Below are 25,608 nucleotides of genomic sequence, written 5' to 3'. Positions count from 1 at the left end.
AGCCTCGGCGCCGCCGCCGTCCTCACCGACCCCGCCGGCGCCGAGCGCGCCGCGGCCACCGGCCTGCCGGTGCTGGTCACCGAGGACCCGCGCGCCGTGATGGGCGAGCTGGCCGCCGACATCTACGGTCGGCCCGGCATCGGCCTCCTCCAGCTCGGCATCACCGGAACCTCCGGCAAGACCACCACCGCGTACCTCGTCGAGGGCGGACTGCGCGCCGCCGGGCGTCCCACCGGGCTGATCGGCACCGTCGAGATGCGGATCGGCGACGAGCGCATCAAGTCCGAGCGCACCACCCCCGAAGCCACCGACCTCCAGGCCCTGTTCGCCGTCATGCGCGAACGCGGCGTCGAGGCCGTCGCCATGGAGGTCTCCAGCCACGCCCTGGTGCTCGGCCGGGTCGACGGCTGCGTCTTCGACGTCGCCGTCTTCAACAACCTCAGCCCGGAGCACATGGAGTTCCACTCCGGCATGGAGGACTACTTCCAGGCCAAGGCCCAGCTGTTCACCCCCGAACGCAGCCACCGCGGCGTCGTGAACTTCGACGACGAGTACGGCCGCAGGCTCCTGACCGAGTCCGGGGTGCCCGTCACCAGCTTCTCCGCCGAGGGCCACCCGGACGCCGACTGGCACGCCGAGGACGTCGAGGTCGGACCGCAGGACAGCACCTTCACCGCCGTCGGCCCGAAGGGCGAGCGGATCACCGCCCGCGCCCCGCTGCCCGGCCCGTTCAACGTCGCCAACACCCTCGCCGCGATCGTCACGCTGGCCGTCGCGGGCGTCGACCCGCAGACCGCCGCCGACGGCATCGCGGCCGTCCCCGGGGTCCCCGGCAGGCTGGAGCGGGTGGACGCCGGACAGCCCTACCTCGCCGTTGTCGACTACGCGCACAAGACCGACGCCGTCGAATCCGTACTGCGCTCCCTGCGCAAGGTCACCGAGGGCCAGGTGCACATCGTCCTCGGCTGCGGCGGCGACCGCGACACCACCAAGCGCGGCCCGATGGGCGCGGCAGCCGCCCGGCTCGCCGACACGGCCGTGCTGACCTCCGACAACCCCCGCTCCGAGGACCCCCTCGCGATCCTCGCCGCGATGCTCTCCGGAGCCGCCGAAGTGCCCGTCCACGAGCGCGGCGACGTGCTGGTCGACGCCGACCGCGCCTCGGCCATCGCCGCCGCCGTCGCCCGCGCCGAACCGGGCGACACCGTCCTCGTCGCGGGCAAGGGGCACGAACAGGGCCAGGACATCCACGGGGTGGTACGCGCCTTCGACGACCGCAAGGTCCTGCACGCAGCCATCGAACGGTCCCTGGCGCGTCCCGGCGCCGCGGACCGTGCCCCTCACCTCGAGAACAACAGTCAGGGATGACCAAGTGATCACCCTTTCCCTCGCCGAGATCGCCGAAATCGTCGGCGGGCAGTCGTACGACATACCGGATCCGGCAGTCACCGTGACCGGACCCGTCGTCATCGACTCCCGCGAGGTCGCCCCCGGCAGCCTGTTCGCCGCGTTCGCCGGCGAACGGGTCGACGGCCACGACTACGCCCAGCGCGCCGTCGGGGCGGGCGCGGCAGCCGTGCTGGCGGCCCGCCCCGTCGGCGTTCCGGCGATCGTCGTGGACGACGTCGTCGGCGCCCTCGGAGCCCTCGCCCGTGCCGTCGTGGAACGCCTCGGCACCACCGTCGTCGGACTCACCGGATCCGCCGGCAAGACGTCCACCAAGGACCTGATCGCGCAGCTCCTCCAGCGCAAGGGCCCGACCGTCTGGACGCCCGGCTCCCTCAACAACGAGATCGGCCTGCCGGTCACGGCCCTGACCGCCACCGCCGAGACCGAGCACCTGGTCCTGGAGATGGGGGCCCGCGGCGTCGGCCACATCCACTATCTGGCCAACCTCACGCCGCCCCGGATCGGCCTGGTCCTCAACGTCGGCTCCGCGCACCTCGGCGAGTTCGGCAGCCGGGAGGCCATCGCCCAGGCCAAGGGCGAGCTGGTCGAGGTCCTGCCCGAGGACGGCTGCGCCGTGCTCAACGCGGACGACCCGCTCGTCCGCGCCATGGCCTCGCGCACGCAGGCCCGCGTCCTGCTCTTCGGAGAAGCCCCGGAAGCGGACGTACGGGGCGAGAAGGTCAGGATGACCGCGGACGGGCGGCCCGCCTTCGAGCTCCACACACCCACCGGGTGCAGCGACGTGACCATGCGCCTGTACGGTGAGCACCACGTGTCGAACGCGCTCGCCGCGGCCGCCGTCGCCCATGAGTTGGGCATGTCCGTGACCGAGATCGCCGAGGCGCTCTCGGAGGCGGGCACCCTCTCCCGCTGGCGCATGGAGGTCACCGAGCGTCCGGACGGTGTGACGATCGTCAACGACGCCTACAACGCGAACCCCGAATCCATGAGAGCCGCACTGCGTGCGCTGGCTGCCATGGGCCAGGCCCGAGGGGCCGACGGGGGACGCACCTGGGCGGTGCTCGGTCAGATGGCCGAGCTCGGTGACGCGTCGCTCGCCGAGCACGACGCGGTCGGACGGCTCGCCGTCCGGCTCAACGTCAGCAAGCTCGTCGCTGTCGGGGGGAGAGAAGCCTCCTGGCTGCAACTGGGCGCATATAACGAGGGTTCGTGGGGTGAGGAGTCGGTGCACGTGTCCGACGCACAGGCGGCCGTCGACCTGTTGCGCAGTGAACTGCGCCCGGGAGACGTCGTGCTGGTGAAGGCGTCCCGGTCGGTCGGCCTGGAGAAGGTCGCCCAGGCACTGCTGGAGAACTCGACCGAGGGCGAGGTCGCCGGCCGATGAGGCAGATCCTCTTCGCGGGGGCCATCGGGCTCTTCCTGACCCTGGTCGGTACTCCGCTGCTGATCAAGCTGCTGGCCCGCAAGGGATACGGGCAGTTCATCCGGGACGACGGCCCGCGCACCCACGGCAGCAAGAAGGGCACGCCCACGATGGGCGGCATCGCCTTCATCCTGGCGACGATCATCGCGTACCTCCTCGCGAAGGTCCTCACGGGAGAGGACATCCGCTACTCCGGTGTCCTCGTGCTGTTCCTCATGACCGGGATGGGGCTCGTCGGGTTCCTCGACGACTACATCAAGATCGTCAAGCAGCGTTCGCTCGGTCTGCGGGCCAAGGCGAAGATGGCGGGACAGCTGATCGTCGGCATCGCCTTCGCGGTGCTCTCGCTCCAGTTCCCCAACTCCGCGGGCAGCACCCCGGCCTCCGACCGGCTCTCCTTCGTGGAGGACTTCGGCTGGTCGATCGGCCCGGTGCTGTTCTGCGTCTGGGCGCTCTTCATGATCCTCGCCATGTCCAACGGCGTGAACCTCACCGACGGCCTCGACGGTCTGGCCACCGGCGCCTCGGTGATGGTCTTCGGCGCCTACACCTTCATCGGCCTCTGGCAGTTCCAGGAGTCCTGCGCCAACGCGGACAAGCTGACCAACCCCAGCGCCTGCTTCGAGGTACGCGACCCGCTCGACCTCGCCGTCGTCGCCGCCGCCCTGATGGGCGCCTGCTTCGGCTTCCTGTGGTGGAACACCTCGCCCGCCAAGATCTTCATGGGCGACACCGGCTCGCTCGCCCTCGGCGGCGCGATCGCGGGCCTCGCGATCCTCTCCCGCACCGAACTCCTGATGGCCGTCCTCGGCGGCCTCTTCGTGATGATCACCATGTCCGTGGTCATCCAGGTCGGTTCGTTCAAGATGACCGGCAAGCGGGTCTTCCGGATGGCGCCGCTCCAGCACCACTTCGAACTCAAGGGGTGGTCCGAAGTCCTTGTCGTGGTCCGCTTCTGGATCATCCAGGGCATGTGCGTGATCGTCGGCCTCGGCCTCTTCTACGCGGGATGGGCAGCCAAGAAGTGAGCAGCACCGTGGACTGGCAGGGCAAGCACGTCACCGTCGCCGGGCTCGGCGTCAGCGGCATCCCCGCGGCCCGCGCCCTGCACGAGCGCGGCGCGCTCGTCACCGTCGTCAACGACGGCGACGACGAACGCGCCCGCGCGCAGGCGGCCGAACTGGAGGCGCTCGGCATCACGGTGCGCCTCGGCGACGGCGCGACCCTGCCGCCGTCCACGGAACTCGTCGTCACCGCCCCCGGCTGGCAGCCGGACAAGCCGCTCTTCCTGGCTGCCGCCGAGGCGGACGTCCCGGTCTGGGGCGACGTCGAACTGGCCTGGCGACTGCGCGGGACGAACGGCCGGAAGGCCGCTCCCTGGCTCGCGGTCACCGGCACCAACGGCAAGACCACGACCGTACGGATGCTGGCGTCGATCCTTCAGGCGGCGGGCCTGCGCACCGCCGCCGTCGGCAACATCGGCGTATCGCTGCTGGACGCGGTGCTCGGCGAGACCGAGTACGACGTCCTCGCCGTCGAACTCTCCAGCTACCAGCTGCACTGGGCGCCCTCCCCGCGCGCCCACTCGGCGGCCGTCCTCAACCTGGCGCCGGACCACCTCGACTGGCACGGCTCGATGGAGGCGTACGCCGCCGACAAGGGCCGCGTCTACGAGGGCAACACGGTCGCCTGCGTCTACAACGTGGCCGACCCGGCCACCGAGGACCTGGTGCGCGAGGCGGACGTCGAAGAGGGCTGCCGGGCCATCGGCTTCACCCTCGGCGCCCCCGGCCCCTCGCAGCTCGGCGTGGTCGACGGCATCCTCGTCGACCGGGCGTTCGTCGCCAACCGCCAGAAGCAGGCCCAGGAACTGGCCGAGGTCACCGACGTCAATCCGCCGGCCCCGCACAACATCGCCAACGCCCTCGCCGCCGCCGCCCTCGCCCGCGCCTTCGGCGTGGAGCCGGCCGCCGTCCGCGACGGACTGCGCGCCTTCCGGCCGGACGCCCACCGCATCGAACACGTCGCGGACATCGACGAAGTCCGTTACGTGGACGACTCCAAGGCCACCAACACCCATGCCACCGAGGCCTCCCTCGCCGCCTACGACTCCATCGTCTGGATCGCGGGCGGACTGGCCAAGGGCGCCACGTTCGACGAGCTGGTCGCCGGTGCGGCGAAGCGGCTGCGCGGGGTCGTGCTGATCGGCGCCGACCGGGCGCTGATCCGCGAAGCCCTGACGCGACACGCCCCCGAAGTCCCGGTGGTCGACCTCGACCGGACCGACACTGGGGCGATGTCCGAAGCGGTCGCACGGGCGGCCGCGCTCGCCCGGCCGGGGGATACGGTACTGCTGGCCCCGGCCTGTGCCTCGATGGACATGTACACCAACTACAACAAGCGGGGCGAGGCGTTCGCGGACGCGGTCCGCGCACGCGCCGACGAGAGCGCCTGACCGACCGGGCCTCCGCGCCCGGGGTCACGGGCCCCGGGCACGAGCAGTGGAGGGGACAGCGACAATGCCGGCCGACGAGAGATTCGCCGTACGGCGGGACCGCGCACGGGCCTCGGTTCCCCGCCGCCTCGCCGCCTCGCCCGCACCCTCCGGAGTACCGCTGCCCGACGGGCTCGCCCTGCGCGGGCGCCTCGCCACCGGAGCCCGGCGCCCGCAGACGCCCCGCGGCTCCGGACGCGGCGGCCCGGGGCCCCGCACTCCGCGCACCGGGCGTGGCGGCGGACCGCGCCGGACCTATGAGCGGGCACGGCGGGCCTGGGACCGGCCCCTGACCGCCTACTACGTGATCCTCGGCTCCAGCCTCCTGATCACCGTGCTGGGCCTGGTGATGGTCTACTCCGCCTCGATGATCAAGGCGCTGGACATCAGCAAGCCCGCGACGTACTTCTTCGGAAAGCAGTTCCTCGCCGCCGTCATCGGGGGCACGCTGATGCTGGTCGCCGCCCGGATGCCCGTGAAGCTCCACCGGGCGCTGGCCTACCCGATACTGATGGTCACCGTCTTCCTGATGGTCCTGGTCCAGGTGCCGGGGATAGGGATGTCGGTCAACGGCAACCAGAACTGGCTCTACCTGGGCGGCCCCTTCCAGCTCCAGCCCAGCGAGTTCGGCAAGCTGGCCCTCATTCTGTGGGCGGCGGACCTGCTGGCCCGCAAGCAGGACAAGCGGTTGCTGACGCAGTGGAAGCACATGCTCGTGCCGCTCGTGCCGGTCGCCTTCATGCTGCTCGGACTGATCATGCTCGGCGGCGACATGGGAACCGCGATCATTCTCACAGCGATCCTGTTCGGTCTGCTCTGGCTGGCCGGCGCTCCCACCCGGCTGTTCGCCGCGGTGCTCGGCTTCGCCTCCGTCATCGCGTTCCTGCTGATCAGGACCAGCCCCAACCGGATGTCCCGGCTCGCCTGCATGGGAGTGAGCGAACCCGATCCGGAGGGCGGCTGCTGGCAGGCCGCACACGGGATCTATGCTCTGGCGTCCGGCGGATGGTTCGGTTCCGGGCTGGGTGCGAGTGTGGAAAAATGGGGTCAACTCCCGGAACCCCACACCGACTTCATCTTCGCGATCACCGGTGAGGAACTGGGCCTGGCGGGGACGTTGTCGGTGCTCGCCCTGTTCGCGGCTCTAGGCTATGCGGGTATCCGCGTGGCCGGACGCACGGAGGACCCCTTCGTGAGGTTTGCCGCGGGAGGCGTGACCACGTGGATCACGGCCCAGGCCGTGATCAACATCGGTGCGGTGCTCGGTCTGTTGCCGATCGCCGGGGTTCCGCTCCCGCTGTTCTCCTACGGGGGGTCGGCCCTGCTGCCGACGATGTTCGCGGTCGGGCTGATGATCGCCTTCGCACGGGAGGACCCAGCCGCCAAGGCGGCCCTGGCCATGCGGAAGCCCGGGGTGAGATGGAAGACGATGAGACGGCGCGTCAAGAAGCGTCCGTCCGGAGAGCGGTGAATTTCGGTGCATGTCGTACTCGCCGGCGGGGGGACCGCCGGACACATCGAGCCCGCGCTTGCCCTCGCAGACGCCCTGCGCAGGCAGGACCCGACCGTGGGAATCACTGCCCTCGGCACGGAACGCGGCCTGGAGACCAGACTCGTGCCCGAGCGGGGGTACGAGCTGGCGCTCATCCCGGCCGTGCCGCTGCCCCGTAAGCCCACGCCCGAACTGATCACCGTCCCGGGCCGGCTGCGTGGCACCATCAAGGCCGCCGAGCAGATCCTGGAGCGCACCAAGGCGGACTGCGTGGTCGGCTTCGGCGGCTACGTCGCACTGCCCGGCTATCTGGCCGCCAAGCGGGCCGGTGTGCCGATCGTCGTCCACGAGGCCAACGCCCGCCCGGGCCTGGCCAACAAGATCGGCTCGCGGTACGCCCACGGGGTCGCCGTCTCCACCCCCGACAGCAAGCTGCGCGGCGCCCGCTACATCGGCATCCCGCTGCGCCGCACCATCGCCACCCTGGACCGCGCCCGGGTCCGACCCGAGGCCCGCGCCTCCTTCGGCCTCGACCCCAACCTGCCCACGCTGCTGGTCTCCGGCGGATCGCAGGGCGCGCGCCACCTCAACGAGGTGGTCCAGCGGGTCGCGCCGCTGCTGCAGCGTTCCGGGATCCAGATCCTCCATGTGGTCGGCCCGAAGAACGAATTGCCGCGGATCGACAACATGCCCGGGATGCCGCCCTACATCCCGGTACCGTACGTGGACCGGATGGACCTCGCGTACGCCGCGGCCGACATGATGTTGTGCCGCGCGGGCGCGATGACCGTCGCCGAACTCTCCGCCGTCGGGCTCCCCGCCGCCTACGTGCCGCTGCCCATCGGCAACGGCGAACAGCGGCTCAACGCCCAGCCGGTGGTCAACGCCGGCGGCGGCCTGCTGGTGGACGACGCGGCGCTCACCCCGGAGTGGGTGCAGGGCAACGTCCTGCCGGTACTGTCGGACCCTCACCGGCTGTACGAAATGTCCCGCGCCGCCGCCGAGTTCGGCCGGCGCGACGCCGACGACCTGCTCGTCGGCATGGTGTACGAAGCGATTGCCGCGCGCCGCTAGGCGCCCGGCGCGATGCGGTGCGGACCCGGGGCGGGCGCCACGGGTCCGGTGAAGGAGCGAGCGTGGCCGGACCGACGACCGCCCAGCGCGGCGCGCCCGGGCGGGCGGACACTTCCGCCCGCCCGCCGCGGACCGGCCCCGACGAGCCCCGGATCAGCCGCCGCACCCTGCTGATCCTGATCGGCGTCGCGGCTGCCCTGTTCACCGCGTTCGTGATCTGGCTGCTCTACGGCTCCTCCTGGCTCCGCGTCGAGAAGGTCGGCACGAGCGGCGTCGAGGTCCTGACCCGCGAAGAAGTGGAAGCGGTTGCCGCCACGCCGATCGGCGCCCCGCTGGTCTCCGTGGACACCGACGCCATGGAACGCCGGTTGCGCCAGAAGTTGCCTCGTATCGACACAGTTGATGTCGTTCGGTCCTGGCCGGACGGCATCGGCCTTAAGGTGACCGAACGGAAGCCGGTCCTGCTGGTCGAAAAGGACGGCGCGTTCGTGGAAGTGGATGCCAAGGGCGTGCGCTTCGCCACCGTGGACAAGGCCCCGAAGGGCGTGCCCCTGCTGGAGCTGACTCCCGAACCGTCCGCGAGCCTTCGCCGCTTCGGCGGTGACGGTCTGTTGCGGGAAGCGGTCCGGGTCGTCGGCGACCTTCCGGCAGGTGTGGCCGAGGACACCGAGGTCGTACGGGTCACCTCGTACGACGCGATCTCCTTGCTGCTCACCCGGGATCGTGTGGTGACCTGGGGGAGTGGCGAAGACGGGCCGGTGAAGGCGCGCGTCCTCACCGCACTCATGAAAGCCACCCCCAAAGTGGGACACTTCGACGTAAGCGCCCCCACCGCCCCGGCGGTATCGGCGAGTTGACGGGTATTTGTGCTGGCCAGCACCCTGGTTGGTCAGCGCTACGGGTGATCACATAGGGTGAAAAGAAAAACGGGAGGTTCGGCGTGTTCGTTGAACGTGCGCCACTTGTCGACTTAGTGTCCTGTTCGGAAGAGTCCAGGAAGCAGACACACCGGTAACCCTAAACTTCAACGTTAGGGTTTGGGTCGGCGTTCGGACCGTCCCCATCGACATCAGTCGTCGCCGCGGGGCTACCGCAGAGCGACGACACGTAACTCGAGGCGAGAGGCCTTCGACGTGGCAGCACCGCAGAACTACCTCGCAGTCATCAAGGTCATCGGTGTCGGCGGCGGTGGTGTCAATGCCATCAACCGAATGATCGAGGTCGGTCTCAAGGGCGTCGAGTTCATCGCGATCAACACGGACGCACAAGCCCTGTTGATGAGCGACGCCGACGTCAAGCTCGACGTCGGCCGCGAACTCACCCGGGGCCTCGGCGCCGGGGCGAACCCGGCCGTCGGTCGTAAGGCGGCAGAGGACCACCGTGAGGAGATCGAGGAGGTCCTCAAGGGGGCCGACATGGTCTTCGTCACCGCCGGAGAAGGCGGCGGCACCGGCACCGGCGGCGCACCAGTCGTCGCCAACATCGCGCGCTCGCTCGGCGCCCTCACGATCGGCGTGGTCACCCGCCCGTTCACCTTCGAGGGCCGGCGACGCGCGAACCAGGCGGAGGACGGCATCGCCGAACTCCGCGAAGAGGTCGACACCCTCATCGTCATTCCCAACGACCGCCTGCTGTCCATCTCGGACCGTCAGGTCAGCGTGCTCGACGCGTTCAAGTCGGCCGACCAGGTGCTGCTCTCGGGTGTCCAGGGCATCACCGACCTCATTACCACCCCGGGTCTGATCAACCTCGACTTCGCCGACGTCAAGTCGGTCATGTCCGAGGCCGGATCGGCGCTCATGGGCATCGGCTCGGCGCGCGGCGACGACCGCGCGGTGGCGGCGGCGGAGATGGCGATCTCCTCGCCCCTCCTGGAAGCCTCCATCGACGGCGCCCGCGGTGTCCTCCTCTCCATCTCCGGCGGCAGCGACCTCGGTCTCTTCGAGATCAACGAGGCCGCCCAGCTGGTGAGTGAGGCCGCGCACCCCGAGGCCAACATCATCTTCGGCGCCGTCATCGACGACGCCCTGGGCGACGAGGTGAGGGTCACCGTGATCGCGGCGGGCTTCGACGGCGGTCAGCCGCCGGCCCGCCGGGAGAACGTCCTCGGCGCGAACAGCAACAAGCGCGAGGAGCCGGCCGCCCCGGCCAGGTCCTCCGTCGAGTCCACGCGCCCGACGGGCGGACTAGGTTCCGTGCCTCCGCGCGAGGAGAGCCCGGCTCCGGCCGAGCCCACCCCCGCGTCGGCTTCGAGTGAGAGCGCGCTCGGGCCGGTCTCGCCGCCGCACGTCCCGCCGGCCCGTCCCTACCAGGACACCCAGGCCGAAGAGCTGGACGTTCCGGACTTCTTGAAGTGATAGCCCAGCACCGGGCGGAACCCGTCACGGGCAGCGCTCACTTCGCCTTCACCGACCGGTGGGGCGGAGTGAGCGCCGCTCCGTACGGTGAGCTCAACCTCGGCGGCGCGGTCGGCGACGACCCCGCCGCCGTCGGCGCGAACCGGGAGCGTGCGGCCGGCCGACTCGGTCTCGACCCGGCCCGCGTGGTCTGGATGAACCAGGTGCACGGCCGGGACGTCGCCGTGGTGGACGGACCCTGGGGTGCGGACGCGGAGATTCCGGCCGTGGACGCGGTGGTGACCGCCCGGCGCGGGTTGCCGCTCGCGGTCCTCACCGCCGACTGCACCCCCGTTCTTCTCGCCGACCCGGTCGCCGGAGTCGTCGGGGCGGCGCACGCCGGGCGGCCGGGACTGGTCGCCGGAGTCGTTCCGGCGGCGGTGGAGGCCATGGTCGCGCTCGGCGCACACCCCTCCCGGATCACCGCGCACACCGGACCGGCCGTCTGCGGACGGTGTTACGAGGTGCCGGAGGCGATGCGGGCGGAGGTCGCCGAGGCCGTTCCCGGCACCTGGTCCGAGACCAGCTGGGGCACCCCGGCCGTCGATGTCACCGGCGGAGTCCACGCCCAGCTCGCCGCCCTCGGTGTGGCGGACCGGCACTCCTCGCCGTACTGCACGCTGGAATCGGGCGACCACTTCTCGTACCGCCGCGACCGCACCACCGGGCGGCTCGCCGGATATGTCTGGTTGGACTGATAGGGCATGACGGACCGTAAGGCTCAACTCGCCGCGAATCTGGCACAGGTGGAGGAAAGGATCGCCTCCTCCTGTGCCGCGGCCGGTCGTAAGCGCGAGGAAGTGACCCTGATCGTGGTCACCAAGACCTACCCCGCGAGCGATGTGCGGATCCTGCGTGAACTCGGTGTGCGCCATGTCGCGGAGAATCGTGACCAGGACGCGGCCCCCAAAGCCACCGCTTGTGCGGATCTTTCGCTGACATGGCACTTTGTCGGACAACTGCAGACGAACAAGGTTCGTTCTGTGACCAGTTATGCCGATATCGTGCAGTCGGTGGACCGCGCCAAGCTGGTCACCGCCCTCTCCGCCGCCGCGGTGCGCGTCGAGCGCGAGCTCGGCTGCCTGATCCAGGTCGCCCTGGACGCGGAGAGCGGCGCGCGCGGCGAGCGCGGCGGCGTCGCGCCGGACGGGGTCGAGGAGTTGGCGGCCGCGATCGGCGCGGCTCCCGGACTCCGGCTCGACGGACTGATGACCGTGGCGCCGCTGGCCGGGGAGTACGCGGGCCGGCAACGGGCCGCCTTCGACCGGCTGATGGAAATCTCATCCCGCCTGCGCGCCGGTCATCCGGCTGCGAACATGGTCTCCGCAGGTATGAGCGGGGACCTGGAGGACGCGGTGGCGGCCGGAGCGACACATGTACGCGTCGGTACGGCGGTACTCGGAGTCCGACCCCGGCTCGGGTAACGTCGCGAAGCAAGTCGGACCACAGCAGAAAATATGGTCATTACCGCTCACAGCGGTCAGACCACAGTGGATCGCGGGCACTTGGTGACGAATGCCGATCCACCACAGAGCGGAGGACTCGGAGCATGGCCGGCGCGATGCGCAAGATGGCGGTCTACCTCGGCCTCGTGGAGGACGATGGGTACGACGGTCCGGGGTTCGACCCCGACGACGAATTCGAACCTGAGCCGGAGCCCGAGCGCGACCGGCGGCGGCATCAGCCCCCGCACCAGGCGGAGCGGGAACGCGAGCGCGAAAGGGACGAACCGGTACGAGTAGTACAACCGCCCGCCCAGCGCGAGCCGGTTCAGCTCCCCGCGGAAAGCGTGCGACCCGCCCGGATCGCACCCGTGGCATCCATCACACCTGAACGCCCGAACATGGAGAAGAACGCACCGGTGATCATGCCCAAGGTCGTGTCCGAGCGGGAGCCGTACCGCATCACCACGCTGCACCCCAGGACCTACAACGAGGCCCGTACCATCGGGGAACACTTCCGTGAGGGCACTCCGGTGATCATGAATCTCACGGAGATGGACGACACGGACGCGAAGCGACTTGTCGACTTTGCCGCGGGGCTCGTCTTCGGTCTCCATGGCAGCATTGAACGCGTGACGCAGAAGGTGTTCCTGTTGTCGCCTGCTAACGTCGATGTCACGGCGGAGGACAAGGCCCGCATCGCAGAGGGCGGATTCTTCAACCAGAGCTGAGAACACGACACCGGGAACAACCCGGCCGAGAGGCCGGTGCCGGCCACGAGGCCGGAGCTGACGAGAGCCAGGGGAGAGGGAACCGCGGGACATGGGCGTCGCACTGGATGTGGTCTATATCGCGCTGATGTGTTTCCTCATCGTGCTGATCTTCCGGCTGGTCATGGACTATGTCTTCCAGTTCGCACGTTCATGGCAACCCGGCAAGGCGATGGTGGTCGTACTTGAGGCCACCTACACTGTCACCGATCCACCGCTCAAGCTTCTGCGGCGGTTCATTCCGCCGCTGCGTCTCGGGGGCGTGGCACTCGACCTGTCCTTCTTCGTTCTGATGATCATCGTCTACATCCTGATCAGCGTTGTGGTCAGGTTGTGAGCGATACGGTCTTGCCGACTGCCGACGACTACGTAGAGGTGAAGAAGAGATGCCGTTGACCCCCGAGGACGTGCGGAACAAGCAGTTCACGACCGTCCGCCTCCGAGAAGGCTATGACGAGGACGAGGTCGATGCCTTTCTCGACGAGGTCGAATCGGAGCTGACCCGTCTGCTCCGTGAGAACGAGGACCTGCGCGCCAAGCTGGCCGCCGCGACGCGTGCCGCCGCGCAGAACCAGCAGCAGCAACAGCAGCAGGGTATGCGCAAGCCTCCGGAGCAGCAGGATCGCCCCGGTGCCCCCGTTCCCGCCGCCATATCAGGACCGCCGCAGCAGCAGCAGCCCCCGCAGATGGGTCCGCCCCAGCTGCCCGGTGGCGCGCCGCAGTTGCCCGCAGGTCCCAGCGGCCACGGCCCCCAGGGCGGCCACGGCCCCGGTCCGCAGGGCCCGCACGGCCCCGGCCCGATGCAGGGCGGTCCCATGGGTGGCCCGATGCAGGGCGGCCCCATGGGTCAGCACCCCCAGCAGCAGCAGATGCAGCAGATGCAGCCGCCGCAGATGCAGCAGCAGGGGCAGGGCCCCGGCGGCGACAGCGCCGCCCGTGTCCTCTCGCTCGCACAGCAGACCGCCGACCAGGCGATCGCGGAGGCCCGTTCCGAGGCCAACAAGATCGTCGGCGAGGCGCGCAGCCGTGCCGAGGGTCTGGAGCGCGACGCGCGTGCCAAGGCCGACGCCCTGGAGCGGGACGCGCAGGAGAAGCACCGCGTGGCGATGGGCTCGCTGGAGTCGGCCCGCGCGACGCTGGAGCGCAAGGTCGAGGATCTGCGTGGCTTCGAGCGCGAGTACCGCACGCGGCTGAAGTCCTACCTGGAGAGCCAGCTGCGTCAGCTGGAGACCCAGGCGGACGACTCGCTCGCCCCGCCGCGGACTCCGGCAGCGGCTTCGCTGCCGCCGTCCCCCTCGCTGGCCCCGGCCGGTGCGGGTGCGATGGGTCACTCCATGGGCGGCTCCAACCACGGTGGCCACGGCGGCCAGCAGATGGGTGGCGGCCCGTCCACGATGGGCGGTGCGCCGTCCTACGGTGGCCAGCAGCAGATGTCGCCCGCGATGACGCAGCCGATGGCGCCGGTGCGGCCGCAGGCGCCGCAGCCGATGCAGCAGGCGCCTTCGCCGATGCGTGGGTTCCTGATCGACGAGGACGACAACTGAGCGGTTCGCGCTCGCTGAGCGCGTAGCCGTCGGCAGGCAAAGGGCCGGGCCCCGGGATTTCCCGGGGCCCGGCCCTTTGGCGTGGGCTCGGCCACGGCTGCCGGGTGCGGGTGAGGCGCCTGCGGCGGGCCTGTTCCCCTCCCCGCCCCTTCCCGAAACCGGGGCGCTGCCCCGGGCCCCGCTCCTCACTCGCCGGAGGGGCTGATCAACCGAGCCCGTCCGGCGATTGAGGCGCGCAGGTTCGGGGGCGGAGCCCCCGAGGGGGTACGCGGAAGGGCCCGCCGGAATCCGGTCCGGCGGGCCCCTCTGGTCCTGCGGGCTACCGCTACCGCTTCCGCAGGCGGAACGTCAGCGCCAGGCCCTCGTCCTCGAACACCTCGCCGTACGTCTCGTCCGCCTCGCCCTCCGCGTAGTCCAGGGCGAGCACCTCCTCGGAGATCAGCGGGGTGTGCTCGGTGAGGGCTTCCACCGTTGCCGGGGACGTCGAGGTCCAGCGGACGGCGATGCGGTCCGCGACGTCCAGGCCGCTGTTCTTGCGGGCCTCCTGGATCAGGCGGATCGCGTCACGGGCCAGGCCCGCGCGGCGCAGTTCCGGGGTGATCTCCAGGTCCAGGGCGACGGTCGCGCCCGCGTCCGAGGCGACCGACCAGCCCTCGCGCGGGGTCTCCGTGATGATGACCTCGTCGGGGGAGAGGGTGATCTGCTCGCCGTCGACCTCCACCGATGCCGTGCCCTCACGCAGGGCCAGGGACAGGGCTGCCGCGTCCGTGTTCGCCACCGCCTTGGCCACCGCCTGGACGCCCTTGCCGAACCGCTTGCCCAGGGCGCGGAAGTTGGCCTTCGCCGTCGTGTCGACCAGGGAGCCGCCCACCTCCGAGAGCGAGGCCAGCGAGGTGACGTTCAACTCCTCCGTGATCTGGGCGCGCAGCTCTGCCGAGAGGCCTTCGAAGCCTGCCGCCGCCACCAGCGCCCGCGACAGCGGCTGACGGGTCTTCACGCCCGACTCGGCGCGCGTGGCCCGGCCCAACTCCACCAGGCGGCGCACCAGCGCCATCTGGGCGGAGAGCGTCGGGTCGATCGCCGTGAGATCCGCCTTCGGCCAGGAGGACAGGTGGACCGACTCCGGGGCGTCGGGAGTGACCGGCGCCACCAGGTCCTGCCAGACCCGCTCCGTGATGAACGGGGTCAGCGGGGCCATCAGCCGGGTCACCGTCTCGACGACCTCGTGCAGCGTGCGCAGCGCCGCCTTGTCACCCTGCCAGAAGCGGCGGCGCGAGCGGCGTACGTACCAGTTGGAGAGGTCGTCCACGAACGCCGAGAGCAGCTTGCCGGCGCGCTGGGTGTCGTAGCCCTCCATCGCGACGGTCATCTGGTCGACCAGCGCGTTCAGTTCGCTCAGCAGCCAGCGGTCCAGGACCGTTCGGTCCGCCGGGGCAGGGTCGGCCGCCGACGGGGACCAGCCCGACGTGCGCGCGTACAGGGCCTGGAAGGCGACCGTGTTCCAGTAGGTGAGGAGCGTCTTGCGGACGACCTCCTGGATCGTGCCGTGGCCCACACGCCGTGCCGCCCAGGGGGAGCCGCCCGCCGCCATGAACCACCGCACCGCGTCCGCCCCGTGCTGGTCCATCAGCGGGATCGGCTGAAGGATGTTCCCCAGGTGCTTGGACATCTTGCGGCCGTCCTCGGCGAGGATGTGGCCCAGGCAGACGACGTTCTCGTAACTCGACTTGTCGAAGACCAGGGTGCCGACCGCCATCAGCGTGTAGAACCAGCCGCGGGTCTGGTCGATGGCCTCCGAGATGAACTGCGCCGGGTAGCGGCTCTCGAAGATCTCCTTGTTCTTGTACGGGTAGCCCCACTGCGCGAACGGCATCGAACCCGAGTCGTACCAGGCGTCGATGACCTCCGGGACGCGGTACGCCTCCAACTGGCAGTTCTCGTGCGTGCAGGTGAAGGTGATCTCGTCGATGAAGGGGCGGTGCGGGTCCAGCCCCGATTGGTCGGTGCCCGTGAGATCCGTCAGTTCCGCGCGTGAGCCCACGCACGTCAGGTGGTTGTCCTCGCAGCGCCAGATCGGCAGCGGCGTGCCCCAGTAGCGGTTACGGGAGAGCGCCCAGTCGACGTTGTTGTTGAGCCAGTCGCCGAAGCGGCCGTTCTTGACCGAGTCAGGGAACCAGTTGGTCTTCTCGTTCTCCTGGAGGAGCCGGTCCTTGACCGCCGTCGTCCTGATGTACCAGGAGGGCTGCGCGTAGTAGAGCAGCGCGGTGTGGCAGCGCCAGCAGTGCGGGTAGCTGTGCTCGTAGGGGACGTGGCGGAAGAGCTTGCCGCGCGCGTCCAGGTCCGCGGTGAGCGCCTCGTCGGCCTTCTTGAAGAAGACGCCGCCGACCAGCGGGAGATTCTCTTCGAAGGTGCCGTCCGGGCGGACCGGGTTGACCACCGGCAGGCCGTACGCACGGCAGACCACGAGGTCGTCGGCGCCGAACGCGGGGGACTGGTGGACCAGACCCGTGCCGTCCTCGGTCGTGACGTACTCGGCGTTGACGACGTAGTGCGCCTCGGCCGGGAAGTCCACCAGGGCGAAGGGGCGCTCGTAGCTCCAGCGCTCCATCTCCGCGCCGGTGAACGACTGGCCGGTGGCCTCCCAGCCCTCGCCCAGCGCCTTCTCCAGGAGCGGCTCGGCGACGACGAGCCGCTCCTCGCCGTTCGTCGCGACGACGTAGCGGACCTCGGGGTGGGCGGCGACCGCCGTGTTGGAGACCAGCGTCCAGGGGGTGGTCGTCCAGATCAGGAGGGCCGCGTCGCCGGCCAGCGGGCCGGAGGTGAGCGGGAAGCGGACGAAGACCGAGGGGTCGACGACCGTCTCGTAGCCCTGGGCCAGCTCGTGGTCGGACAGGCCGGTGCCGCAGCGCGGGCACCAGGGGGCGACGCGGTGGTCCTGGACCAGCAGGTCCTTGTTGAAGATCTCCTTGAGCGACCACCACACGGAGTCCACGTACTCCGGGTCCATGGTGCGGTACGCGTCGTCCAGGTCGACCCAGTAGCCCATGCGGGTCGTCAGCTCGGCGAACGCGTCGGTGTGCCGGGTCACCGACTCACGGCACTTGGCGTTGAACTCGGCGATGCCGAACGCCTCGATGTCCTTCTTGCCGTTGAAGCCCAGCTCCTTCTCGACCGCGAGCTCGACCGGCAGCCCGTGGCAGTCCCAGCCGGCCTTGCGGCCGACGTGGTAGCCCTGCATCGTGCGGAAGCGGGGGAAGACGTCCTTGAAGACGCGGGCCTCGATGTGGTGGGCGCCCGGCATGCCGTTGGCGGTCGGCGGGCCCTCGTAGAAGACCCACTCGGGGCGGCCTTCGGACCGGTCGAGGCTCTTGGCGAAGATCTTGCTCTCGCGCCAGAAGTCGAGCACGGCGTGCTCGAGCGCGGGCAGGTCGACCTGGGCGGGTACCTGGCGGTACTGCGGCGATGTCATGTGCGGCTTCCTCCGGCGGACGTCTTCCACTTCCGTCGGAGGGACGAGAGCGTCTCGGCTCCCGCGGTACCACCCTCCTTGGCCCCGGGCACAGGCCCGTGGCCCCCTCATTGGGGTCGCGATGCCGGGTCTAGTGGCCTTGCGCCGGTGGGCGGAGCCCACGGTCCAAAGCGTTCTTCCGGCGGCTCCGGGGTGATCTTCGCGACGCGCTCGCCCCCGGGCTCCCACCGTCCCCGGGTCGCTACTGGCTGCGTACGGCGCTACTCGTCCCATCCAAGCCTCTCGCTGGGCTCAGTGTACGGGCCCGTACGGGCGACGGCCGACCGGTTATCGGTGGCGCGTGGGCGTGACCCGAGTGGCGGGACGGGGTACAAGGACTTCCCGGCGGCGCCCGGGGAGCCGGATTACCGGGCGGGGAGCTGGGAACAACGCAGGCAGGCGCGCCACGACCGGACACGGGGAGGGCGAGAAGGCGGCGTGCCCCGTTGCCGCGGGGCTGGAGTCGATTTATCGTCCCAGCACGATTCGCGAGCAAGATCACAATATGTGAAGGGGCCGCGGCCATGGTGGCGAAGAAGACGGCGGAAGAGACCGTGGCCGAGCGCGACGGCGCCCACGAGTCACCGGCCGAGCAGGCGCCCGCGCCCGCGAAGAGGACGACGAAGAAAGCCGCCGCCAAGAAGAGCACCGCCAAGAAGACGGCGGCCAAGAAGGCGACGGCGAAGAAGGCCGCCGCCAAGAAGAGCACCGCCGGGAAGGCGTCGGAAAAGGGCGCAGCGGCGGCCACGGAGGCGGCCCGGGCCGCCGAGCAGACGGGAGCCCACACGGTGGTAACCAAGAAGAGCGCGAGTCGTCACGCAGCAGGCGCACAGGCCACGGCCCCCGTGCCGCCGGCCCGCGCCGCCGCCCCCGACGAGCTGGCCGTCCGGCCCGGGGAGGACCCCTGGACGCCCGAGGAGGTCACCGAGGCGCGCACCTTGCTGACGAGCGAGACGCTGCGGCTCCGCAGCGAGCTGGAGGCCTCCGGCGCGGCGCTCGCCGGGCTGATGCGGGACTCCGGCGACGGCGCGGGCGACGACGAGGCCGACACCGGCACCAAGAACATCACCCGCGAGCACGAGCTGTCGCTGGCCGCCCACGCCCAGGAGACGCTGGAGCAGACCGAGCGGGCGCTCGCCCGGCTGGAGGCGGGGACGTACGGGCTCTGCGAGGTCTGCGGCAAACCGATCGGAAAGGCGCGGATGCAGGCCTTCCCCCGGGCCACCCTGTGCGTCGAGGACAAGCAGAAGCAGGAGCGGCGCGGCTGACCCGCGCAGGTGTGTCGTACCCTCATCCTCAGGCAGGCACCTAGGTTGAGGGACTCACGTGGCAGAGGCGGAGCGCATCATCGGTACGCCGGAAGATCCCGATGCCGAAGGCACGGACGAAGGCGGCAGCACGGCCGCCGACGCCGCCGTGAACGCGGGCCGGGGCAAGCGGAGGGTCCTCGTTCTCCTGAGCGTGGCCGTCGTGGCCTACCTGCTGGACCTGGTCACCAAGATGATCGTGGTCGCGAAGTTGGAGCATCAGCCGCCGATCGACATCATCGGCGACTGGCTGCAGTTCCGGGCGATCCGGAACGCGGGCGCCGCGTTCGGGTTCGGCGAGGCGTTCACGGTGATCTTCACCATCATCGCCGCCGGCGTGATCGTGGTGATCGTCCGGCTGGCCCGCAAGCTCTACAGTCTGCCGTGGGCCATCGCCCTGGGCCTCCTCCTGGGCGGCGCGCTCGGCAACCTCACCGACCGGCTCTTCCGGGCGCCCGGTGTGTTCGAGGGCGCGGTGGTGGACTTCATCGCCCCCAAGCACTTCGCCGTCTTCAACCTCGCCGACTCCGCCATCGTGTGCGGCGGCATCCTCATCGTGATCCTCTCCTTCAAGGGTCTGGACCCCGACGGGACCGTGCACAAGGACTGACCGCCCCGGCGCGGAGAGCGTTCCGCGCAAGGCATACTCGACAGGTGAGTACGCACCCCGAGATCCGCACCCTGCCCGTACCGGACGGCCTGGAAGGCGAGCGCGTCGACGCCGCCATCTCCCGGATGTTCGGTTTCTCCCGCACCAAGGCCGCCGAGCTGGCCGCAGCCGGGAAGGTCCAGGTGGACGGTTCGGTGGCCGGGAAGTCCGAGCGGGTCCACGGGGGCGCCTGGCTGGAAGTGGAGATGCCACAGGCGGCCGCTCCCGTCCAGGTCGTCGCCGAACCCGTCGAGGGCATGGAGATCGTCCATGACGACGACGACATCGTCGTCATCATGAAGCCGGTCGGCGTCGCCGCCCACCCCAGCCCCGGCTGGACCGGCACCACCGTCATCGGCGGCCTCGCCGCCGCCGGCTACCGGATCTCGACGTCCGGAGCCGCCGAGCGCCAGGGCATCGTCCACCGCCTCGACGTCGGCACCTCCGGCCTGATGGTCGTCGCCAAGTCCGAGCGCGCCTACACCCTGCTCAAGGCCCAGTTCCGCGACCGGGTCGTCGACAAGAAGTACCACGCGCTCGTCCAGGGCCACCCGGACCCGATGAGCGGCACCATCGACGCCCCCATCGGGCGCCACCCCAACCACGACTACAAGTGGGCGGTCACCGCCGAGGGCAAGCCGTCGGTGACCCACTACGACCTGATCGAGGCCTACCGCGCCGCCAGCCTCCTCGACATCAAGCTGGAGACCGGCCGCACCCACCAGATCCGGGTCCACATGTCCGCCCACCGCCACCCCTGCGTCGGCGACCTGACGTACGGCGCGGACCCGACCCTGGCCAAGCGCCTCGGGCTGACCCGCCAGTGGCTGCACGCCGTGCGGCTGGGCTTCGAGCACCCGAGGGACGGCAGCTGGGTGGAGTTCTCCAGCACCTACCCGGCCGACCTCCAGTACGCCCTCGACACCATCTCCGCGGAGAGTCAGTGAGCTCCGCCCCCTCCTCGTACAGCACCCGCAGGGCCGTCGAGGAGAGCGACCTCCAAGCCTGCTTCCAGGTGCGCAAGGAGGTCTTCGTCGGCGAGCAGAACGTGCCCGAAGAGCTGGAGTACGACGCCCACGACGCGACCGCGGTGCATGTCCTGGCGGTCGCGGCCGACGGCACCGCGCTCGGCACGGGCCGGCTGTTGCACGGCGCCGACGCGGTCGGGAAGACCGGCGGCGATCCGGCCGTCGGCTCGCTCGGCCGGCTCGCCGTGAGCCGGGAGGCCCGCGGCCTCGGGGTCGGCGCGGCCCTCGTGCGGGCCATCGAGGACGAGGCGCGGGCGCTGGGCCTGGCCGCCGTGGACCTGCACGCCCAGACGCACGCCCTCGGTTTCTACGAGCGGCTCGGATACGTCGCCCACGGACCCGAGTTCCCCGACGCGGGCATGGCGCACCGGGCCATGCGGCGGGAGATCAGCCCGGCCTGAGCGCCGGACAACGGGGGGTATAAGCCGCATCGCGCGTTCCGCGTGGCAGGGTGGGGGCCTTGTTCGGCCGCTCGTGGTGTGCCGGAACCGCTCGCTCCGGAAGGCGCCTCGTGGAACAGATGTCCCTCCTGCTCCTGCTGCTGCTCGGTGCCGTGGTCACGGTGCCGCTCGGCGACCGGCTGGGGCTGCCCGCGCCGGTGCTGATGACCCTCATCGGCATCGCGATGGCGTTCATGCCGTTCGTGCCGAACGTCGACATCCCGCCGGAGATCATCCTCCCCGCGCTGCTTCCGCCGCTGCTCTACGCCACCGTGCAGCGCACCTCCTGGCGGCAGTTCGCCGCCAACAGACGCCCGATCTTCCTGCTGGCCGTGGCCCTCGTCTTCGTCACCACCGCCGCCGTCGCCGCGGTCGCCAGCTCGATCGTGCCGGGGCTGCCCATCGCCGCCGCCGTCGCCCTCGGCGCGCTCGTCGCCCCGCCCGACCCGGTCGCGGCGACGGCCGTGGCGGGCTCCGTGGGGCTGCCGCGCCGGCTGGTGTCGATCCTGGAGGGCGAGGGGCTCTTCAACGACGTGACCGCCATCGTGCTCTACCACGTGGCCATCGCCGCCGCCGTCAGCGGCACCTTCTCGCTCCCCGAGGCCTTCGGGCTGCTGGTCCTCTCCGCCGTCGTCGCGGTGGCCGTCGGCCTCGCGCTCGGCTGGCTCACCATCAAACTGATGGGCCTGCTGGGCGACGCCACCCTCCAGGTCGGACTGACCCTGCTGGTGCCGTTCGTCTCCTACGTCCTCGCGGAGGAGCTGATGGGCTCCGGCGTGCTGGCCGTGCTGACCACCGCGCTGTACCTCGCCGAGCACACCGCCGACGCAGACGACGTGCTGGGCCGGCTCACCGGACGTACGTTCTGGGACATCGTCGACACCCTGGTCACCGGTGTGGCCTTCGGACTGATCGGCCTGGAGCTGCACAGTGTGTTCGGCACCGCCCACGGGCACGCCCTGGAGATGGTCGGCCGGGGGCTCGCGATCGTCGCGGTCGTCGTCGGCGTACGGCTGCTGTGGCTGCTGCCCGCGACCTGGCTGGCCAAGCGGCTCCACACCCGCCGCGACGTCAGCGAGGAGATCCCCACCAGCTGGCGGGAGACCGTCGTGATGTGGTGGGCCGGGATGCGCGGGGTGGCCTCGGTCGCCCTGGCGCTGGCGATCCCGCTGGAGACCGACGACGGGCAGCCCTTCCCCGGGCGCGACGAGATCATCTTCATCGCGTTCGCCGTGATCATGGCCACCCTGGTCTTCCAGGGGCTCACCCTGCCCTGGCTGGTGCGCAAGCTGCGGGTCCGGGCCGACACCGACGCCGAGGAGGCACTGGAGCGGGACCTCGCCGTCCGGGCCGCCAAGGCCGCCAAATACCGCCTCAAGGAGATCCAGGAGGTCGAGGAGTTCCCCGAGGAGGTCATGGAGCGGCTCCAGCGCGCCGCGTACGACATCGGCGCCCGGATCAGCCCGGACATGGTCGACGAGGAGCGGCGCGAGGCCTACGCCAAGCGCGCCGAGCGCTTCAAGGCGGTCAGCCGTGTCCAGCGCGAGATGATGTCGGCCGCCCGCCACGAGGTGCTCTCCGCGCGCAGCGAGCCCGGCTCCGACCCGGAGGTCGTGGACCGGGTGCTGCGGTATCTGGACGTCCGCTCGCTGCGCTGAAGGCCGTCGCGGGGCGGCCTCAGCCGCGGCCCGTGCGCGGGGCCCTGGAGTCGTCCCCTTCGGCGGGCGGCACCGTCCGATCGCGGCCCGCCCGGCCTCCCGCACCCGTCGGCTCCGCCCACTGCTCGCCCGGCGGCGGTACGGCGGGCCCGGTGGCGATCCGCGGCAGCGCGTACGGGTGGTGATCGCGCAGCCAGCCGATCAGCTGCTCACGCACCGCGCAGCGCACCGTCCAGATGTCGTCCGCGTCCTTCGCCGTGACCACCGCCCGCACCTGGATCGTGGACGGCGTCGTGTCCGTGACGGCCAGCGACCAGTCCCGGCCGTCCCAGGAGGCGATGTCCCCGAGGAGGTCCCGCAGCTTCTCCCGCATCGCGGCGACCGGAGCGGAGTGGTCGAGGTGGAAGAAGACCGTGCCCGTCATCTGTGCCCCGCCGCGCGACCAGTTCTCGAACGGCTTGCTGGTGAAGTACGAGACCGGCATCGTGATCCGCCGCTCGTCCCAGGTCCGTACCGACAGGAACGTCAGCGTGATCTCGTCGATCGTGCCCCACTCGCCGTCCACCACCACGGTGTCGCCGATCCGCACCATGTCGCCGAACGCGATCTGGAATCCGGCGAAGAGATTGCCGAGCGTCGACTGGGCGGCGACACCGGCGACGACGCCCAGCACCCCGGCCGAGGCCAGCACCGAGGTGCCGACCCCGCGCATCGCGGGGAACGTCAGCAGCATCGCCGCGAGCGCGACCACCGTCACGACCGCGATGACCACCCGCTGGATCAGCGTCACCTGCGTACGGACCCGGCGGACCCGGGCCGGATCACGGGTGCCCGTCGCATACCGCGCGTAACTGGCCTCCACGACCGTCGCCGCGATCCGCACCACCAGCCACGCGGACGCGCCGATCAGCACGAGGGTCAGGGTCTGGCCGATCCCGGCCCGGTGTTCCCACAGCCAGGCGATGCCCGACTGCCGGTAGCTGCCGCGCAGCAGCGCCGTGATGATCACCACCTGCAACGGAGGCCGGCAGCGCCGCAGCAGCCCCCATAGCGGGGTCTCGTGGTGACGGCTGTCGGCGCGCCGCAGCAGCAGGTCGACCAGCCAGCCGACCAGCAGGGTGATCACCACGGAACCGCCGATGACGATCAGCGGGCGCAGCACGCTCTCCATTCCCTCGTCCTCCAAGCTGTAGGGCAGCCCCCAGGGCACAAATGGCACCATGGGCCTCATGAACATCATGCTTTTCCACTCGACGTACGGGCTCAGGCCCGCCGTGCACGCCGCGGCCGCGCGCCTCAGGGACGCCGGCCACGAGGTGCGCGTGCCCGATCTGTTCGAGGGGCACACCTTTGACACGGTGGAAGAGGGCATGGCCTACAAGGACGAAATCGGCAAGGAGGAGCTGCTGAAGCGCGCCGTGCTGGCCGCCGCGCCCTACTCCGACCAGGGACTCGTCTACGCCGGATTCTCCCTCGGGGCGGCGACCGCGCAGACCCTGGCGCTCGGCGACGCGAAGGCGCGCGGGCTGCTGCTGTTCCACGGCACCTCGGACATCGCCGAGAACGCCTCGGTGGACGAGCTCCCCGTGCAGCTGCACGTCGCGGACCCGGACCCCTTCGAGTCCCACGACTGGCTCACCAGCTGGTACCTCCAGATGCAGCGCACCGGCGCGGACGTCGAGGTCTACCGCTACCCCGGGGCCGGGCACCTGTTCACCGACCCCGATCTGCACGACTACGACCAGGCGGCCGCCGAGCAGACCTGGAGGGTCGCGCTCGGCTTCCTGGCCACCCTGTAGAACGCGCGGCACCCGGCGCACCGGGCGGTCGGCCCGCCCGGTGCGCCGGGTGCCACGGAAGGCGAGGGCGTCAGGCCTTGAGCGCCTTGTCGATGGCCTTCGTGAACTCGTCGGCCGTCATGGGGGCGTTCTCGCTGCCCTCGCTGGTGATCTTCTTGCCGTCCATCTTCAGCGTCGGCGTGCCCTGCACCCCGCTCTTGTCGAACGACGCGGACATCTTCATCGCCCAGCCGTCGTAGGTGCCGTCCTCCACGTCCTTCTGGAAGTCCTTGTTCCCCTTGAGCGCGTCGACCGAGTCCGCGACCTCGATGAGATAGCTGTCCTTGGCGAACTTGTCGTCGCTCTCCTCGGGGTGGAACTTCGCCGAGTACAGCGCGGCCTTGTACTCCAGGAACGCCTCGGGGCTCACGTCCAGCGCCGCACCGAGCGCGCTCAGGGCGTTCTTGGAGCCCTCGCCGTTGTCGGTGTTGTCGATGAAGGTCGCGCCGACGTACCGGACCTTGTACTTGCCGGCCTCGACGTCCTTCGAGACGGTCTCGCCGACGCCCTGCTCGAACGTGGCGCAGACCGGGCAGCGCGAGTCCTCGTACAGCTCCAGGGTCTTCTTCGCGCTCGACTTGCCGATCACCACGGTGGTGCCGTCGTCGCCGGAGGTGTTCTTCGGCGCGGTGACGTTCTTCGCGTCCGCGGCCGCCTCCCAGGCGTCCGGCTTGTTCAGCTGCGTCACCCCGTAGCTGATGCCGCCGACCACGGCGAGGGCCGCGACGACCGAGGCGGCCACGACGAGCTGCTTGCGGGTCTTGTCCTTCTTGGCCTGGGCCTCGCGCTCGGCGCGCAGCCGCTCGCGGGCCGCTGCCTTGTTCGCCTGGGTGTTGCGCTTGCTCATGATCGTTCTCCGTGAGTACGTGTGTGGGGGAGGGGCGGTGCTGCCGTCGTCGCGTCGCCGTGCCCTCAGGCAGCGGCGTACGTCGCGAGCGGCGGGCCCCTGCGTCCCACGCAGTGCACGAGGAAGCGGGCGGTCAGCGGCGGGTGCGGACGCCCGGCGGGCCGGGAGCGGCGGGCCGCGGCCCGGGCGCCCGAGCGCACCACGGCGACGGCTACCAGCAGCGGCCGGAACGCCAGCAGGGCCGCCGCGCGCAGCAGCCCGGCCAGGGCCTGTCTCTTATACACATCT

The 25,608-nt window shown here is 70.7% G+C and carries 22 protein-coding genes and 1 pseudogene; 19 read left to right on the top strand and 4 right to left on the bottom strand.

Annotated features, from left to right (window positions below; genetic code table 11):
- The 13 genes from CR470_RS19320 to CR470_RS19260 all read left to right on the top strand — a co-directional run.
- Positions 1–1,368 (top strand): UDP-N-acetylmuramoyl-L-alanyl-D-glutamate--2,6-diaminopimelate ligase (locus CR470_RS19320; protein ID WP_097868831.1); only part of this gene is annotated, 1,368 nt, incomplete at its 5' end.
- Between the two features lie 4 nt (positions 1,369–1,372).
- Complete coding sequence (locus CR470_RS19315; RefSeq protein ID WP_097868830.1) at positions 1,373–2,794, top strand: UDP-N-acetylmuramoyl-tripeptide--D-alanyl-D-alanine ligase; 1,422 nt, start codon at positions 1,373–1,375, stop codon at positions 2,792–2,794.
- Complete coding sequence (gene mraY, locus CR470_RS19310; protein ID WP_097868829.1) at positions 2,791–3,861, top strand: phospho-N-acetylmuramoyl-pentapeptide-transferase; 1,071 nt, start codon at positions 2,791–2,793, stop codon at positions 3,859–3,861. Before CR470_RS19315 ends, mraY begins: the two co-directional genes overlap by 4 nt.
- Positions 3,843–5,288, top strand: a complete 1,446-nt coding sequence (gene murD / locus CR470_RS19305) for a UDP-N-acetylmuramoyl-L-alanine--D-glutamate ligase (protein ID WP_097868828.1) — start codon at positions 3,843–3,845, stop codon at positions 5,286–5,288. The genes mraY and murD overlap by 19 nt, the downstream gene beginning before the upstream one ends.
- A 64-nt stretch (positions 5,289–5,352) precedes the next feature.
- Positions 5,353–6,798 (top strand): putative lipid II flippase FtsW, encoded by a 1,446-nt coding sequence (gene ftsW, locus CR470_RS19300; RefSeq protein ID WP_179892315.1) that lies wholly within the window; start codon positions 5,353–5,355, stop codon positions 6,796–6,798.
- Positions 6,799–6,804: 6 nt separating this feature from the next.
- A complete protein-coding gene (murG, locus tag CR470_RS19295; RefSeq protein WP_007451369.1) occupies positions 6,805–7,893 on the top strand; it encodes an undecaprenyldiphospho-muramoylpentapeptide beta-N-acetylglucosaminyltransferase in 1,089 nt (362 codons plus the stop codon).
- Between the two features lie 62 nt (positions 7,894–7,955).
- Positions 7,956–8,750: a cell division protein FtsQ/DivIB gene (locus CR470_RS19290; RefSeq protein WP_097868827.1), complete on the top strand. Its 795-nt coding sequence runs from the start codon at positions 7,956–7,958 to the stop codon at positions 8,748–8,750.
- A 276-nt stretch (positions 8,751–9,026) separates the two neighbouring features.
- Positions 9,027–10,250 (top strand): cell division protein FtsZ, encoded by a 1,224-nt coding sequence (ftsZ, locus tag CR470_RS19285; protein WP_097868826.1) that lies wholly within the window; start codon positions 9,027–9,029, stop codon positions 10,248–10,250.
- Positions 10,247–10,987 carry a peptidoglycan editing factor PgeF gene (pgeF, locus tag CR470_RS19280; RefSeq protein ID WP_097868825.1) on the top strand — a complete coding sequence of 247 codons (741 nt, stop codon included), beginning with the start codon at positions 10,247–10,249 and terminating at the stop codon, positions 10,985–10,987. Before ftsZ ends, pgeF begins: the two co-directional genes overlap by 4 nt.
- Positions 10,988–10,993: 6 nt before the next feature.
- Complete coding sequence (locus CR470_RS19275; protein WP_097868824.1) at positions 10,994–11,713, top strand: YggS family pyridoxal phosphate-dependent enzyme; 720 nt, start codon at positions 10,994–10,996, stop codon at positions 11,711–11,713.
- Between the two features lie 125 nt (positions 11,714–11,838).
- The gene (locus tag CR470_RS19270) at positions 11,839–12,462 is read left to right on the top strand and encodes a cell division protein SepF (protein WP_097868823.1); all 624 of its coding nucleotides are present in this window, start codon (positions 11,839–11,841) and stop codon (positions 12,460–12,462) included.
- 91 nt (positions 12,463–12,553) lie between these two features.
- The gene (locus CR470_RS19265) at positions 12,554–12,838 is read left to right on the top strand and encodes a YggT family protein (RefSeq protein WP_006123846.1); all 285 of its coding nucleotides are present in this window, start codon (positions 12,554–12,556) and stop codon (positions 12,836–12,838) included.
- Between the two features lie 49 nt (positions 12,839–12,887).
- Entirely contained in the window at positions 12,888–14,045 is a 1,158-nt protein-coding gene (locus CR470_RS19260) for a DivIVA domain-containing protein (protein ID WP_097868822.1), read from the top strand.
- 325 nt (positions 14,046–14,370) lie between these two features.
- Here CR470_RS19260 and ileS read toward each other — a convergent pair whose 3' ends face one another.
- Positions 14,371–17,514 carry an isoleucine--tRNA ligase gene (gene ileS, locus CR470_RS19255; protein WP_097868821.1) on the bottom strand — a complete coding sequence of 1,048 codons (3,144 nt, stop codon included), beginning with the start codon at positions 17,512–17,514 and terminating at the stop codon, positions 14,371–14,373.
- Positions 17,515–18,077: 563 nt separating this feature from the next.
- Here ileS and CR470_RS19250 point away from each other — a divergent pair.
- From CR470_RS19250 to CR470_RS19230, 5 genes are all read left to right on the top strand, one after another.
- Complete coding sequence (locus CR470_RS19250; RefSeq protein WP_097868820.1) at positions 18,078–18,821, top strand: TraR/DksA family transcriptional regulator; 744 nt, start codon at positions 18,078–18,080, stop codon at positions 18,819–18,821.
- Between the two features lie 58 nt (positions 18,822–18,879).
- Positions 18,880–19,470 carry a signal peptidase II gene (lspA, locus tag CR470_RS19245; RefSeq protein WP_097868819.1) on the top strand — a complete coding sequence of 197 codons (591 nt, stop codon included), beginning with the start codon at positions 18,880–18,882 and terminating at the stop codon, positions 19,468–19,470.
- 44 nt (positions 19,471–19,514) lie between these two features.
- Positions 19,515–20,456, top strand: a complete 942-nt coding sequence (locus tag CR470_RS19240; RefSeq protein WP_097868818.1) for an RluA family pseudouridine synthase — start codon at positions 19,515–19,517, stop codon at positions 20,454–20,456.
- On the top strand, positions 20,453–20,938 hold the full coding sequence (locus CR470_RS19235; protein ID WP_097868817.1) for a GNAT family N-acetyltransferase: 486 nt from the start codon (positions 20,453–20,455) through the stop codon (positions 20,936–20,938). Before CR470_RS19240 ends, CR470_RS19235 begins: the two co-directional genes overlap by 4 nt.
- A 110-nt stretch (positions 20,939–21,048) precedes the next feature.
- On the top strand, positions 21,049–22,635 hold the full coding sequence (locus CR470_RS19230) for a Na+/H+ antiporter (protein WP_097868816.1): 1,587 nt from the start codon (positions 21,049–21,051) through the stop codon (positions 22,633–22,635).
- Positions 22,636–22,654: 19 nt separating this feature from the next.
- Here the strand turns inward: CR470_RS19230 and CR470_RS19225 are convergent, their stop codons facing one another.
- Complete coding sequence (locus CR470_RS19225; protein ID WP_097868815.1) at positions 22,655–23,806, bottom strand: mechanosensitive ion channel family protein; 1,152 nt, start codon at positions 23,804–23,806, stop codon at positions 22,655–22,657.
- 49 nt (positions 23,807–23,855) lie between these two features.
- On the opposite strand from CR470_RS19225, the gene CR470_RS19220 reads away from it, so the two are divergent.
- Positions 23,856–24,434: a dienelactone hydrolase family protein gene (locus CR470_RS19220; protein ID WP_097868814.1), complete on the top strand. Its 579-nt coding sequence runs from the start codon at positions 23,856–23,858 to the stop codon at positions 24,432–24,434.
- 70 nt (positions 24,435–24,504) lie between these two features.
- Here CR470_RS19220 and CR470_RS19215 read toward each other — a convergent pair whose 3' ends face one another.
- Together CR470_RS19215 and CR470_RS19210 are read right to left on the bottom strand one after the other, a co-directional pair.
- Positions 24,505–25,320: a DsbA family protein gene (locus CR470_RS19215; RefSeq protein WP_097868813.1), complete on the bottom strand. Its 816-nt coding sequence runs from the start codon at positions 25,318–25,320 to the stop codon at positions 24,505–24,507.
- A gap of 65 nt (positions 25,321–25,385) precedes the next feature.
- Positions 25,386–25,608, bottom strand: a pseudogene (locus CR470_RS19210) (hypothetical protein); the annotation flags it as partial.

Origin of the sequence: Streptomyces sp. rh34 (genome assembly GCF_002551245.1) — a bacterium.
Taxonomy (GTDB): Bacteria; Actinomycetota; Actinomycetes; order Streptomycetales; family Streptomycetaceae; genus Streptomyces.
The sequence above is the reverse complement of the archived record's forward strand: the minus strand, read 5'-3'. Positions and strand labels throughout refer to the sequence as shown.

What these genes read in the sequence shown, in the direction of transcription:
- CR470_RS19275 (WP_097868824.1), top strand. Translation starts at nt 10,994, where the DNA reads ATGACGGACCGTAAGGCTCAACTCGCCGCGAATCTGGCACAGGTGGAG.
- ftsW (WP_179892315.1), top strand. Translation starts at nt 5,353, where the DNA reads ATGCCGGCCGACGAGAGATTCGCCGTACGGCGGGACCGCGCACGGGCC.
- CR470_RS19260 (WP_097868822.1), top strand. Translation starts at nt 12,888, where the DNA reads ATGCCGTTGACCCCCGAGGACGTGCGGAACAAGCAGTTCACGACCGTC.
- murD (WP_097868828.1), top strand. Translation starts at nt 3,843, where the DNA reads ATGGGCAGCCAAGAAGTGAGCAGCACCGTGGACTGGCAGGGCAAGCAC.
- CR470_RS19270 (WP_097868823.1), top strand. Translation starts at nt 11,839, where the DNA reads ATGGCCGGCGCGATGCGCAAGATGGCGGTCTACCTCGGCCTCGTGGAG.
- CR470_RS19215 (WP_097868813.1), bottom strand. Translation starts at nt 25,320, where the DNA reads ATGAGCAAGCGCAACACCCAGGCGAACAAGGCAGCGGCCCGCGAGCGG.
- CR470_RS19225 (WP_097868815.1), bottom strand. Translation starts at nt 23,806, where the DNA reads ATGGAGAGCGTGCTGCGCCCGCTGATCGTCATCGGCGGTTCCGTGGTG.
- ileS (WP_097868821.1), bottom strand. Translation starts at nt 17,514, where the DNA reads ATGACATCGCCGCAGTACCGCCAGGTACCCGCCCAGGTCGACCTGCCC.
- CR470_RS19250 (WP_097868820.1), top strand. Translation starts at nt 18,078, where the DNA reads ATGGTGGCGAAGAAGACGGCGGAAGAGACCGTGGCCGAGCGCGACGGC.
- CR470_RS19220 (WP_097868814.1), top strand. Translation starts at nt 23,856, where the DNA reads ATGGGCCTCATGAACATCATGCTTTTCCACTCGACGTACGGGCTCAGG.
- CR470_RS19265 (WP_006123846.1), top strand. Translation starts at nt 12,554, where the DNA reads ATGGGCGTCGCACTGGATGTGGTCTATATCGCGCTGATGTGTTTCCTC.
- mraY (WP_097868829.1), top strand. Translation starts at nt 2,791, where the DNA reads ATGAGGCAGATCCTCTTCGCGGGGGCCATCGGGCTCTTCCTGACCCTG.